The sequence below is a fragment of the Curtobacterium sp. 18060 genome (assembly GCF_902706105.1).
Classification (GTDB): domain Bacteria; phylum Actinomycetota; class Actinomycetes; order Actinomycetales; family Microbacteriaceae; genus Curtobacterium.
Genome location: NZ_CACSJV010000027.1, coordinates 1 through 12,773 on the forward strand (window position 1 = coordinate 1; position 12,773 = coordinate 12,773).

Consider the following 12,773-nt stretch of genomic DNA (forward strand, 5'->3'; position numbering starts at 1 on the left):
CGTGGGCTCGGAGAGGTGTATAAGAGACAGGAAATGGTCGGGTCCGTGGTGCTGACTCGACCATTTCTGCTCACGAAGCGCGCGTGGTCACTCCTCCACACGGGAGGCCCGGGGCACGTTGTGCACGGAAGGTGCGTTCGCGCGTGTGGACCTTGCGCGGGGGCGCGAGTGTGGACGGCATGCGAGCACGCCCACTTCCACCCCGGCTCCGGTACCGGTCGTTCGACGTCAGGGCCGCCGACCGTGCGGGTGTCAGCCGCCAACGACTCCGACGGCGAGACCTGTTCCGGCCGACCCGATCGATCCGCTGGGCGCGTGGACGCCCACCCGACGGCGTCGAACGGATCCGGGCGTTCCGGTCGATCCTGCTGCCCGGACAGTTCGTCAGCCACCTCTCGGCAGCCGTGCTGTGGGAGCTGCCGGTGCCCGTCGGCGCCGCAGGGCCGGTGCACATCACGAGTCTGATCCCCGCGGCCCAACCACGTCGGACCGGAGTCGTCGGACACCGCATCACCGCTGACCGGGCTGCCGTCGCCGAGCGCTGGGGGATGCCCGTGAGCACTCCGGCGGCGCTGTGGGTCGACTGCGGTGCGCTCCTGAGCATCGACCAGCTCGTTGCACTGGGCGATGCGATCGTAACGATCCGGCGGTGTGCAACGACGATCGACGACCTGCGCGGAGCGCTCGACCGGGCCGGGGCGCGCGCAGGAGTCCGGAAGCTGCGGGTGGCGCTCGAGCTCGTGCGGGTCGGGGCGGGCTCGCCGCGGGAGACCCTGGCGCGACTGACGATCGTGCGTGCCGGATTGCCCGAGCCGGAGCTGCAGGTCGACGTGCTCGACCAGGCCGGGCGCTTCGTGGGGCGTGTCGACATGGCGTACCCGCAGCAGCGCATCGTGATCGAGTACGAGGGGGACCAGCACCGGACCGACGCCGAGCAGTGGGGGCGTGATCTGCGGCGCTACCGCGATCTCGAACAGCTCGGCTGGGCGGTCGTCCGGTGGACGAAGTCGGACCTGGGCGTGCACGTGTCCGGCGCCGTCGACCACCTGAGGGAACTGCTCGTGCGCCGCGGGTAGCGTCCGCGGCATGGCGACGCTGCTCATCACCGGGGCCGCAGGACGCATCGGGGCGGCTCTCCGGCCCAGGCTCCTGACGGCCGGACACGACCTCGTCCTGCTCGACGAACGGACGCCCGACGACCCGGTCGTCGCCGGGGAGCGGTTCGTCTCCGGCTCGGTGAACGACCCCGCTGCGCTGGACGACGCGCTCGCCGGGGTCGACACCGTGGTGCACCTGGCAGGTATCCCGACCGAGGCCGCGTGGGACGACCTGCTCGAGGCGAACCTGACCGGCACGAAGAACGTGCTCGAGCGTGCGGCGGCGAACGGTGTGCTCCGGGTGCTGCTCGCGAGCTCGATCCACGCGGTCGGCCGGGTCCCCGAGCCGCTCGACGAGCCGGGCAGCGTGCCGGGCGACCGACTGCCGCGGCCGGACACCTACTACGGCGTGACGAAGGCGGCGATGGAACTGCTCGGCAGCCTGTTCGCCGACCGGTACGACATGTCGATCGTCTCGGCGCGCATCGGGGCCTTCGGGGAGCAGCCGTCGTCGTCGCGAGCGCTCCTGATGTGGAGCTCGCCCGACGACCTGGCGCGCCTGGTGCTCGCGACCGTCGACCTGCGCGAACCGGGGCACCACGTCGTGTGGGCGCTGTCGCGGAACACCGGCTCGCCCGCCGACCTGACCGCCGGGGAGCGCATCGGCTTCGTCCCGCGCGACGACGCGTCCCGGGCGCTCGACCCCGACGCTCGGGCGGACCTGCCGCCGGAGGACCTGCGGTTCCTCGGCGGCGAGATGGTGTCGTTGCCCCTCGGGCTTAGCACTTCGTGAGCAGAAATGGTCGGGTGGCCTGACGCCACCCGACCATTTCTGCTCACCAAGCGAACGCCCGGCGCCCGCCCCGCGCCGCCGCCCCGCTACCCGATCAGGCTCGGGCGCAGGTCGCGCAGCGTGCGGGAGCGGGTCTGCCGCGCCGTGACCACGAAGGACACGAGCAGCGCCCCGAGCAGCCAGCAGAGCAGCACGCCCGCGTCGGACCACGCGGCGCCGAGGTTCCCGCCGTACATCGTCTGCCGGATCGCGTCGACCGAGTACGTCATCGGCAGCGCGAAGTGCAGCGCTGCCAACGGTCCGGGCAGCGTCTGCCACGGGAACGTGCCGCCGGCGGTGACGAGCTGCACGAGCATGAGCACCAGGCCGAGGAACTGTCCCACCGACCCGAGCAGCACGTTGAGCGCCATGATGACCGCCGCGAACGTCGCCGAGGCGAGCACCATGATCCCGATCGTGCCGCCGACGTGCACCACGTTCAGGTCGAGGGCGAAGCGCACGATGAAGAACAGCGCCACCATCTGCACCAGGCCGAGCAGCGCCGGGGTCAGCCAGCCGCCGAACACCACCGCGAGGGGCTTCCGCACCGCGGTGATCGCCCGCTTCGAGATCGGCTTGAGGATGAGGAACAGCGCGTACATGCCGATCCAGGCCGCGAGCGAGATGAAGAACGGCGCGAGGCCGGCGCCGTAGTTCGACGCGGCGGCGACGTTGTCGTCCCCGACCTTCACCGGGTCGGAGATGACCGACGCCTGCGACTCGCGCTCCGAGGCGTTCGACGCGGGGATCTTCGTGCGGCCCTCGTCGAGCGACGCGGCGAGCTTCGACGACCCGGTCTTGAGCTCGTCCAAGCCGGAGACGAGCGACGAAGCACCCTTGTCGGCGGACGCTGCGCCCGAGGCGAGTGACGAAGCACCTGACGACAGCGTGGGTGCGGCGGACGCGAGCGCAGACGTGCCGTCTGCGACCTTCGCGGCACCCGTTGCGAGCGTCGACGCGCCGTCCGCCGCCGACGAGATGCCCGAGGTCAACGTGGGCGCCGCCGCGGCCAGCTTCGACGTCCCGGCGGCGAGCGTGTCCGAGCCGTCGGAGAGCTGCTGGATGCCACTCGTCAGCGCCGGAGCCTTCTCGGCGAGCTGCGACGCTCCGGCGGACACCTGCGCGCTGCCGGTCTTGAGCTTCTGCAGGTTGCCGGACAGCGCTCCGGCACCGGTGCCGAGATCGGCACTGCCGGTCTGCAGGTCGTCGAGCCCGGCGAGCAGCTCGGTCTTCTGGTCAGCGTTGAGCACCGTGGACGCCTGTACGACGGGCTTCAGCGACGCGACGAGTTCCGGCGACTGCGCAGAGAGCTGCTGGACACCCGCGATGAACGGCGCGGCCTTGTCGGCGAGCTCGGCGTTGCCGCTGGCGACCTTCGATGCACCGGACGCGAGCGTCGCCGAGTCCGCAGGCAGGGTCGACGTCTGGTCGCGGAGCTGGTGCAGTCCGGTCTGCAGCTGCTGCGCCCCACTGTTCAACTGCTGCGTCTGCGACGGCAGCGCCGCCGTCTGCTGCTGCGCACTCGCCAGGCCCGAGGCGAGCGTGGAAGCACCCGAGGCCACCTGCTGTGCCCCGCTGTCCAGCTGCTGGGTCTGGGACGGCAACGACGCCGTGCCGGAGGCGAGTTCCGCTGCGCCGGACGACAGCTTGCCGGTGCCGTCCGCCAGCTTGCGAGCCCCCGAGTCCGCCTTCGCGGTGCCGGAGGCGAGCTGGTCGGCACCGTCGACGGCGTCGCCGAGGCTGTCGCGGACGTCAGCGAGCCCGACGAGCAGGGTCTTCGCCGCCTGCTTGCCGACGCGCTCGGCGACGGCCGTGCGCATGGTCTTGCCGGCCTGCTCCGCGATGGTCGAGGCCAGGTACGAGTTCGTGTCGGCCGTCGTCATGACGAGCTTCGCCTGCGTCGGGTCGTCGGACTGCGCGGACACCAGGTGCTCGGAGAAGTCGTGCGGGATCGTGACGACGAAGTCGTAGGTGCCGTTCCGCACGCCGGAGCGCGCGTCGGCGGCGCTGGTCTTCGTCCACTTGAAGTCGGCGCCGTCGATCGCCTCCTTCGTGACGTCGGTGCCGTAGTCGACCTGGTCGCCGTCGAGGGTGGCCCCGGCGTCGAGGTTCACGATCGCCGCGGGGATCTGGTCGAGCTTGGCGTACGGGTCGCGGTTCGCCCACAGGTACGCGCCGCCGTACAGCAGCGGCACGATCATCAGGGCGATGAACGCCAGTCGTGCAAGCGGGGTCGCGGTGAGTCGCGCCAGTTCGGCGCGGACGAGCGAGGTGGTGGTCACGGGGTTGCCTCCGTCGGGACGGTTGCGGATTCTGCGGTGACGGAAGGGCCGGACGGGAGGCCCGGCTCGGTTCCGTCGGACAGGGCCGCGTCGTCGGGACCCTCGGTTTCGGTCGTCTGGATGGTTCCGGTCGTGTCGACGGTGTCGAGCAGCGTCTCGACGGTCGCGGCTGCGGCCTTCGAGGTGACGAGCACGACGGTCACGCCGCGTCGGGCGACGTCGCGGAGGACCGCGAACCACTCCTCGACGGCGCCGCCGTGCCGCTCGGGCGCGGTGACGACGAGGCCGGTCACGCCGTCGCGGAGCAGTGCGAGCTCGACGAGCAGTCGGACGCGCACGGCGGTCGGCACCCGCTGGACCGGGGTGTCCGCGTAGTGCCGCAGGCCGAGTTCCTCGAGCACGGTGTCGACGTGGTCGCGCGAGGGGCGCTGGGCGGCGAACGCGAGCTCCTCGCGCACGATCTGCTTGACGGTCATCACGGGGAAGGGCTCGGCGACGCCCGGGGTGTCGACGAGGGCGAAGGCGCGGCGCACGGCGGCGGCGTCCTCGTGCCCGTCGAGCAGCAGCCGCCCGGTGTCGGGCTGCATCCGGCCGCCGGCGACGAGCGAGGCGAGCACGGGGGCCTGCTCAGTCTCGACGGCGACGACCCCGGGGTGTCCGGGTGCGGCGACGGCGGAGACGACGGGCAGTGCTGCGCCGGGCTCCTCGCCGATGCCGACGTGGTCGAGTTCGAGCGTCATGCGGGGTCCTTCACGGGGGAGACAGCGGAGCCGGTGGCCGGGGCCGCGGGTTCGGACAGCAGTGCGGTGCGCCAGTCGATGCCGGCCATGCCGAGCGCCGACAGCACCACCATGCGCCGTCCGGCCTCGTCCGGGGTGCCCGATCGGGTCGCCTCGTCGAGGACGGCGATGCACGCACCCTCGACCAGACGCCCGAGGGTGGCGGGGTCGACGTCGTCGCGCATGGCGCCCTCGGCGATCCCGAGGGCGCACGCCTGGCGGACCTGGGCGCGCAGGGGTGCGAACACCTCGGCGACGGGCTCGGCGAACGGGCTGCGCACGGCGACCCGGGCCATGGACCGGACGTGCGAGACCTCGGTCCAGAGGGTCACGGCGATCGCGGCGAGCCGGGCCGCCGGCGGCAGCTCCTGCAGGTCCGAGGTGGTCGGCATGGCCGCGGCGATGCGAGCGGCACCGGAGGTGACGACCTCGCGCACGAGGTCGTCACGTGACGGGAAATGTCCGTACACCGCGCGGCGCGAGAGTCCGGCGGCCGCGGCGATCGTCTCGATGGAGGCGTCCGGATCGCGCTGCAGGCAGGTCCGTGCTGCGTCGAGGAGGGCTGCCCGGTTCTCGGTCGCGTCGCGGCGGGGTGCGCGTGCGGGGTGGGAAGCAGTGGTCACGAACCCCATCGTAATAACGTGCACACGTGTGTGCAACTTAACAGAGAGACCGGCCCTCGAACGGGGGTGTCCCCCAAAGTGCGGACTGCCCTTTCTGAATGTAAGCGCATAACTTCACAGCAATCTCATGCGAACCACGGACTGAGCCTGGAGTGCCCTCTTTGAACCGTGCAACACCGAACCACGACCCGAACCCGACCCCGAACTCCCATCGCATCGCACGCGTCCTGACCGCCGGCATCGCCGCCGTGGCCCTGACGTGCGGCGGCCTCGCAGTCGGGGGCGCGGCCTCCGCAGCTCCGGCCGGGGTGTCGGTGGCCGACCTGAAGCTCTCCGCACCACTGCGCGACGCCAAGCCCACCAAGACCGTCGCCGCCTTCGTGCGCACGACCGGCCAGGGTGCCCTCGAAGTCGACGCGAACGCGAAGGGCGGTGACCTGACCAAGTCCAAGACGCAGTCCTCGGCAGCGAAGAGCCGCGTCAAGGCGATCGAGTCGACCACCGCGGCCGTCCGCGCCGCCGTCAAGCGCGCCGACGCCGACTCCACCGAGCTCTACTCGACCGAGTACACCGTCCCCGGTGTCGCGGTCGTCGCCGACGTCTCCGCGCTGCAGGACATCGCGAAGCGCTCCGACGTCGAGAGCATCATCCCGCTCACGCCGAAGAAGATCGTCGAGCCGACGGTCAACGCCGACGCGAGCGCAGCACCGTCCGGTGTGGACCCGAGCCTCGTGAAGCCGGGTGCCGACGGCGTCTCGCCGAAGAACGCCGCGAGCGACGTCTACACGCGCTCGCTCAACGCCTGGCAGCAGACCGGCCACACCGGCAAGGACGTCAACGTCGCCGTCCTCGACACCGGCCTCGACTACACGCAGGCCGACTTCGGCGGACCCGGCACCACCGCGGCCTACCAGCAGGCCCTGGCGAACGCGAGCTCCGGCGCCCCGGACCCCAGCCTGTACGACGCGTCGAAGTTCCTCGGCGGGTACGACTTCGCCGGTGCGACGTACAACGCCGACCCGGCCGACCCGGCCTACGACCCGGTGCCGGCTCCGGACGACAACCCCATCGACGGCAAGGGCGGCGACCACGGCACGCACGTGTCCGGCTCGATCGCGGGCTACGGCCTGACCGCCGACAAGCAGCAGTTCGACGGCGACTACACCAAGCTCACCACGCAGCAGGTGCAGGACATGTGGATCGGTCCGGGCACGGCGCCCGAGGCCGGCCTCTACGCCCTCAAGGTGTTCGGTGACGGCGGCGGTTCGACCGACGTCACGGGCGCCGCGCTCGACTGGGTGGGCCAGGCGCTCACCGAGGGCAAGGACATCAACGTCCTGAACCTGTCGCTCGGCTCCGACTACGGCGCACCGGACGACCCCGACAACGCCAAGATCGACGCGCTGACCGCCCGCGGGGTGCTTCCCGTGATCGCCTCGGGCAACGCCGACGACTTCACCGACATCGGTGGCTCGCCGGGCAACGCCGAGGGTGCGCTCACCGTCGCCGCGAGCGCCACCGGTCAGTCGCTGTACGACGGCGTGCAGGCCACGGCCCCCGCGAACGTCGCGAAGACCTACCGGTCGCAGTACTCGCAGAACTTCACGGGAACCCTGCCGGTCGAGGGTGACGTCGTCGTCCCGACCAGCAACATCGACGGCTGCGCCGCGTTCAGCGCCGCCGACGCCGCGAAGATCGCGGGCAAGGTCGTCTGGCTGAAGTGGACGGACGGCGCGCTCGAGTGCGGCTCCGGCGTGCGCTTCAACAACGTCCAGGCCGCCGGCGGCATCGGCGTCCTGCTCGCTGGCACGATCAACACCTTCGACTCGGGCATCGCCGGAAACGCGACCATCCCCGGAGCCGAGCTGACGCTGGACGCCGCCACGAGCCTCCAGGCAGCTGCCAAGGCGGGGACCCTGCACGTGCGCCTCGCGGACGAGCTCAAGGGCTTCGAACTCGCCACCGACCCGGAGGCCGTGAACACGCTCGCCGGGTTCACCAGCCGGGGCGTGCACGGGTCGTTCAACGACATCGTCAAGCCGGACATCGCCGGCCCCGGGGTCAACGTGATCTCGGCGGCCAACGGCACCGGTGACGGCCGCATGTCGATGAGCGGCACCTCGATGGCCACGCCGGACGTCGCGGGCATCGCGGCGCTGACCTTCCAGGCGCACCCGGAGTGGAGCGCACCGCAGGTCAAGGCGGCGCTCATGAACACGGCGACGCACGACGTCAAGGACGGCTCGCGATCGGCGACCCTGCTCCGGCAGGGCACCGGCCGCGTCGACGCTCTGCAGGCCGTGACCGCCGGCACCACTGTGCGGAGCGTCGAGAACGACCTGCTCGTCACTGCCTCGTTCGGTGTCGTCGAGGTCTCGAGCGCGACGACCGAGAGCCGCACCCTGCAGATCGCGAACACCGACGGCGTCGCGCACACCTACGACGTGGCCTACCAGCCGCAGGTGTCGCAGCCCGGCGTGACGTTCGCGCTCAACACGAAGCGGGTCACCGTCCCGGCGAACCGCACCGCGACGGTGAAGCTCACCTTCACGATCGCCGACCCGACGAAGCTCCGCCGCGTCATCGACCCCACCCAGGAGTCGGTGCAGCAGGGCTACCAGCGCGAGTTCGTCACCGCCGCCTCGGGCATCGTGGCGTTCACGCCGACCGACACGACCGCGGTGCCGCTGCGCGTCGGTGCGTACCTCGCACCGAAGCCCGTCAGCTCCGTGCAGGGTCGCTCCACCGTCGCCTTCACCGGCCCGGGCAAGTCGGCCGACCTGACGCTCAAGGGGCGCACCGTCGACCAGGGCGGCCTGACGACCGGCTACCACGCCGCCGTCGCACCGTTCGTGCTCGGCGGGACCGACCCGGTCGAGTCGTTCCCGGCCGGCTCGGCGAAGCGCTCGTTGCAGGCAGCGGACATCCGCTCCTACGGCGCGAGCTACGACAAGGCCTCGGACACGATCGCGTTCGGCATCCAGACGGCCGGCCCCGACGCCAACCCCGGCGCCGTGACCAACGTCGAGGTGCTCATCGACACGAACCGTGACGGCGAGCCCGACTACCTGGTCTACAACGCCAAGTCCGCCGCGGTGGACGCGACGTTCGCGACGACGATCGACCTGGCCAAGGCCGCGTCGGACGACCCGGACGTCGACCCGGTCGTCGACGTCCAGCCGCTGAACGGCGGGGCACCCGGCCAGGACGTCAACACCTTCGACAGCTCGGTGAAGGTGCTCACGACCACCGGTGCGCTGATCGGCGCGAAGGGCAAGTTCACCTACTCGGTCCTGACCGAGTCGGCGTACGCCCCGGGTGCCGCGACCACGGGCTCCTCTGTGGTGGACGAGACGAAGAGCGCCTCGTTCGACCCGTCGAAGCCGGCACTGTCCTTCGCGCAGGGCCGCAGCACCGGCGTCCTGTTCGCCGACTCCGGCGTCCTCCGGGTCACCCGAGCGTCGGGTGTCACGAAGGCCACCGTGCTGCTCCTGCACCTCGGCAACGCGTCGGGCAAGCAGGCCGGCACGTCGACCATCTCGGTGACCCCGCCCACGCTCGCGCTCGCCGCGGGCAGCAAGGTGACGGTCAGCGGGACGGCGAAGGTCGGCTCGAAGCTGTCGGCGAACCACGGCAAGTGGAGCACGGCGAAGGCGACGTACAAGTACCAGTGGCTCCGCGACGGCAAGGTCGTGAAGAAGGCCACCGGTGCGACGTACAAGCTCGGCACGTCCGACGCGGGGCACAAGTTCTCCGTCAAGGTGACCGCGCACGCCTCGGGCTACAAGGACGGCACCGCGACGTCCAAGTCGACCGCGAAGGTGTCGCGGAAGTAGTCGCCGCGAGCGCGTCCGCGCGCCGCACATGGTGAGCAGAAGATGTCGGGTCCCGCGTTCGGACCCGACATCTTCTGCTCACGAAGCGGATCGGGGCCGGGGCGGGGACCCCGTGAACGCGGAATCGGGACAGGTAGTTAGACAAACTAGTTATCGGGTGCCAGGGTTGCAGCATGCAGAACACGCTGAGCCAGCTCCGGGCCAACCCGACCGAGTGGCGCCGCCGGGGGCTCACCCCGCCCGACGTCGTCCAGGCGATGATCGAGCAGCGTCTCGCCGAGCCCGGCTACTCGCAGCCCGTCGGCGACCCGTCGTACCAGGACTTCTTCCGCGCCTGATCACGCGGCGTGCGAAACGGACGGACGGGAGGCTCGGTGCCAGCTGGCACCGGGCCTTCCGTCCGTCACCTGGGTGCGTACCGGGCGTTACTCGCCGACCTTGTCGTCAGCCGCCTGCTGGGCCTTGTCGATCTGGTCGCCGTGGCCGCCGCCGGTCGCCTTGTCGGCCGCGTCGCCTGCCTTGTCGAGGCCGGCGTCGGACGCCTGCTCGCCCTTGTCGCTGTTCGCGAAGTCCTTGGCCTTGTCACCGAGGTCACTCATGTCGTGCTCCTTCCGATGGTGGATCTGACCGGTACGACGGTGCTCCGGAGCCACCGAGCGTCCACACAGCCTGTGTGGTCCGGACGAGAGGTCGCGGTACCGGTGACTACGCGACCATCTGCACGACGGTGCCGAGCGGGAGTGCGTTGATCGCATCGACGGCATCACCGTCGAGGCGGACGCACCCGTGGGACACCGCTCCGCGGGCGACGGATTCGTAGTGCACGCCGATGAGCCCGCCGTCGTCACCGCCGAACGGCTCGTCCGCCGCTGCGGAGTGCAGCGTCGTCAGGTTGATCTGGTGCACCGTCTGGTCCTGGGCGGGATCCAGGTACCTCGCCTGGATGTAGCCGACGACACCGGTCGGGGTCGGAGTGTCCCCGGCACCGACGCCGGCCGGGAACTCGTGCACGACCTTGCCGCTCGCAGCGACGATCAACACGGTCTGGTCACCGACGGAGATGACGACGTGGTCGTCGAGCGCGTCGCCCTGGTGCAGCAGGTCGCGGCGCATCCAGCCGGCGGTCTGCGCTGGAGCGCCGCCCGGTGCAGTTGACGGCAGTGCCTGTCGGCTCGGGGTCATGACGAGGGCCCAGTCGCCCTGGAACCGCAGCGGGACGACGACGGTGGGGTCACCGAGGAAGTTCTCGGCTGCGAGTCTCGCGACCGGCTCGGTGCGGTCGTCGCCGTAGAGCGGCGCGTCGCGCTGGATCGTGTACGCGTGTCCTGCGGCCTTCGGGACGTCAGGGTCGTACGAGGGCAGGAGCCCGCCGATGACCGCGTCGTACCGGGCCTCGGGGAGTGCTGCAACCGTCTTCGTCGACGGTGCGCGGTAGGGCTCGGCGGACGCCGTCGGGGTCGCCGTGGCGGTACCCGTGCTGCTCGCAGCGGTCGGGGCGGGATCAGCGTGGCAGGACGCCAGGCCGAGCGAGAGCAGCACTCCGGCGGCGACGGCGAGGACGAGGCGAGCTGAGCGGGTTGCGTGCATGTGCGGATTCCGGGTCGGGACGGCGAACGGGGACGCGACGATCCGTCGCGCCCCCGCTCGGTGGATGGTTCCGGTGTCAGCCGCTGACGACCGGGAGTGCACCCACGGCCGGGGTGCGGCCGACGGCCGGAGCGGCGCCAGCGCCGGTCTCGGTGCCGGTGCCGGTGCCGGTGCCGGTGCCGGGGGTCGCGCCCTGGTCGCCGCCGTCGACGGGGGTGGTGCCCTCGTCGCCGCCGTCACCCGGGGTCGTGCCCTCGTCGCCACCGTCACCGGGGGCCGCTGCCACGGCGGGCAGCGTGATCGAGAACTCGATGTTGCCCTGGCCCTGGCCGCCACCGACCTGGTTGACACTCAGGTCCTGCTCGACAGCAGCCGAGTCCGAGAAGGTGCCCGTGGTGGACCAGTTGCCGTCGGCGTCCACGATCGTCTGCGGAGCAGCGCGGTTGCCATCGGTGTCCAGCACGTTCACGGTGTCGCCCACGGCGCCGGTCCCGGTGAAAGTCACGGTGCGCGAGTCGACGGTGTCGCCGTCGGTCGGGCTGGTCAGCGAGAAGTTGAAGTCCGCAACCGCGGCTTCGGCGCGAGCCGTGACGGTGACGGAGTCGACCGTCGACAGGTTCGAGCGCTGCTCGTTGATCGTGTAGGTGTGCTCGTCGGTGTCGGTGCCCGGGATCTCGTACGAGATCGTCCAGGTGCCGTCGTCGGAGATCGGGGTGCGGCGGACGGGGTAGCCCACGTCGAAGTTCACCGTGTTGCCGACGGCGCCGGTACCGGAGACCGTCAGCGTGCGGCCGGAGACCGACTGCGACGTGACGGCGAAGGGCAGGACGGCAGCTTCCGCACGAGCGGTCACGGTCAGCGACTCGACCGTCGACAGGTTCGCGCGCTGCTCGTTGATCGTGTAGGTGTGCTCGTCGGTGTCGGTGCCCGGGATCTCGTACGAGATGGTCCAGGTGCCGTCGTCCTTGATGGCGGTGCGCTGCACCGGGAACCCCGCGTCGAAGTTGACGGTGTTGCCGACTGCGCCGGTGCCGGAGACCGTCAGCGTGCGGCCGGAGACCGACTGCGACGTGACGGCGAAGGGCTTGTCCGTGGCCTCGGGGGCGGCGGTGACCGTCACCGAGCCGTCCTGGTTCAGGCCCTTGAGCTGCTCGAACGTGTACGTCTGCGCAGTCGTGTCCGTACCGGGGATCGTGTACGAGATCGTCCAGGTGCCGCTCGCCGGGATCTCCTGGCGGGTGTTGCGGAAGTCCTCGTCGAGCTGGATGTTCTCACCGGGGGTGCCGGTGCCGCTCACGGTCAGCACGCGGCCGGAGACCGACTGGCTGGTGATGGACAGGTCGGCCGGGTCGGCCATCGCGGGGGCGGCGGCCAAGGTGACGCCACCGATCACGATCGCGGCGCACGCGGGGAGCGCGAGCGCCTTCTTGCTCCAGAGAGCCTTGTTCATCGTCGAACTCTTCTTTCCGTGCTGCATGAGGGCACGACTGTTCTGATGCATCCGGGCGCGTTGCAGCGTCCGGTGGTGCTCACGCGAATCTCGCGCTGGCTGAACGGAGTGGGTTGGACTCCGACGTGACGCCGACAGGGAAACCGACGTCGCGGTGCACGATACGTCGTGCTTCCCGAGATGTTCCGGCCTGGAACTATTTGTCCCCCCTTGTGGGGACGTTCGGCATGCACCGACGCGTAATGAGGACAATTCACCGACGCGGCGACGGTGCGGGCGACCGTGTC

Annotated in this window: 10 protein-coding genes; 4 read left to right on the top strand and 6 right to left on the bottom strand. The window is 70.9% G+C overall.

What is annotated here, in order from left to right:
• Nucleotides 1–179 precede the first annotated feature (179 nt).
• Nucleotides 180–1,076 carry a DUF559 domain-containing protein gene (locus GVL05_RS12785; protein WP_159573344.1) on the top strand — a complete coding sequence of 299 codons (897 nt, stop codon included), beginning with the start codon at nucleotides 180–182 and terminating at the stop codon, nucleotides 1,074–1,076.
• A 10-nt stretch (nucleotides 1,077–1,086) separates the two neighbouring features.
• Nucleotides 1,087–1,890 carry an NAD(P)-dependent oxidoreductase gene (locus GVL05_RS12790; protein WP_200849225.1) on the top strand — a complete coding sequence of 268 codons (804 nt, stop codon included), beginning with the start codon at nucleotides 1,087–1,089 and terminating at the stop codon, nucleotides 1,888–1,890.
• Between the two features lie 86 nt (nucleotides 1,891–1,976).
• Here the strand turns inward: GVL05_RS12790 and GVL05_RS12795 are convergent, their stop codons facing one another.
• Genes GVL05_RS12795 through GVL05_RS12805 form a run of 3 tightly spaced genes read right to left on the bottom strand, consistent with a single transcriptional unit; the run spans nucleotide 1,977 to nucleotide 5,613 of the window.
• Entirely contained in the window at nucleotides 1,977–4,211 is a 2,235-nt protein-coding gene (locus tag GVL05_RS12795) for a YhgE/Pip family protein (protein ID WP_159573345.1), read from the bottom strand.
• Nucleotides 4,208–4,951, bottom strand: coding sequence for a hypothetical protein (locus GVL05_RS12800; RefSeq protein ID WP_159573346.1), 744 nt, complete (start codon nucleotides 4,949–4,951; stop codon nucleotides 4,208–4,210). Before GVL05_RS12800 ends, GVL05_RS12795 begins: the two co-directional genes overlap by 4 nt.
• Nucleotides 4,948–5,613, bottom strand: a complete 666-nt coding sequence (locus GVL05_RS12805) for a TetR/AcrR family transcriptional regulator (protein WP_111086194.1) — start codon at nucleotides 5,611–5,613, stop codon at nucleotides 4,948–4,950. The genes GVL05_RS12800 and GVL05_RS12805 overlap by 4 nt, the downstream gene beginning before the upstream one ends.
• Nucleotides 5,614–5,774: 161 nt before the next feature.
• Here GVL05_RS12805 and GVL05_RS12810 point away from each other — a divergent pair, with 161 nt between their 5' ends.
• Nucleotides 5,775–9,449: a S8 family serine peptidase gene (locus GVL05_RS12810; RefSeq protein WP_159573347.1), complete on the top strand. Its 3,675-nt coding sequence runs from the start codon at nucleotides 5,775–5,777 to the stop codon at nucleotides 9,447–9,449.
• Nucleotides 9,450–9,622: 173 nt separating this feature from the next.
• Nucleotides 9,623–9,787, top strand: a complete 165-nt coding sequence (locus tag GVL05_RS12815; protein WP_159573348.1) for a hypothetical protein — start codon at nucleotides 9,623–9,625, stop codon at nucleotides 9,785–9,787.
• A gap of 87 nt (nucleotides 9,788–9,874) precedes the next feature.
• On the opposite strand, the gene GVL05_RS12820 is transcribed toward GVL05_RS12815, so the two are convergent.
• The 3 genes from GVL05_RS12820 to GVL05_RS12830 form a co-directional block, all read right to left on the bottom strand.
• On the bottom strand, nucleotides 9,875–10,048 hold the full coding sequence (locus GVL05_RS12820; protein WP_123293590.1) for an antitoxin: 174 nt from the start codon (nucleotides 10,046–10,048) through the stop codon (nucleotides 9,875–9,877).
• Between the two features lie 106 nt (nucleotides 10,049–10,154).
• Entirely contained in the window at nucleotides 10,155–11,036 is an 882-nt protein-coding gene (locus tag GVL05_RS12825) for a L,D-transpeptidase (RefSeq protein ID WP_131881158.1), read from the bottom strand.
• A 76-nt stretch (nucleotides 11,037–11,112) separates the two neighbouring features.
• On the bottom strand, nucleotides 11,113–12,486 hold the full coding sequence (locus GVL05_RS12830) for a hypothetical protein (RefSeq protein ID WP_159573349.1): 1,374 nt from the start codon (nucleotides 12,484–12,486) through the stop codon (nucleotides 11,113–11,115).
• Between the last annotated feature and the right edge of the window lie 287 nt (nucleotides 12,487–12,773).

Excerpts from the sequence above, each read along its gene's own strand:
- GVL05_RS12785 (WP_159573344.1), top strand. The coding sequence starts at position 180 with ATGCGAGCACGCCCACTTCCACCCCGGCTCCGGTACCGGTCGTTCGAC.
- GVL05_RS12790 (WP_200849225.1), top strand. The coding sequence starts at position 1,087 with ATGGCGACGCTGCTCATCACCGGGGCCGCAGGACGCATCGGGGCGGCT.
- GVL05_RS12800 (WP_159573346.1), bottom strand. The coding sequence starts at position 4,951 with ATGACGCTCGAACTCGACCACGTCGGCATCGGCGAGGAGCCCGGCGCA.
- GVL05_RS12815 (WP_159573348.1), top strand. The coding sequence starts at position 9,623 with ATGCAGAACACGCTGAGCCAGCTCCGGGCCAACCCGACCGAGTGGCGC.
- GVL05_RS12820 (WP_123293590.1), bottom strand. The coding sequence starts at position 10,048 with ATGAGTGACCTCGGTGACAAGGCCAAGGACTTCGCGAACAGCGACAAG.
- GVL05_RS12825 (WP_131881158.1), bottom strand. The coding sequence starts at position 11,036 with ATGCACGCAACCCGCTCAGCTCGCCTCGTCCTCGCCGTCGCCGCCGGA.
- GVL05_RS12830 (WP_159573349.1), bottom strand. The coding sequence starts at position 12,486 with ATGAACAAGGCTCTCTGGAGCAAGAAGGCGCTCGCGCTCCCCGCGTGC.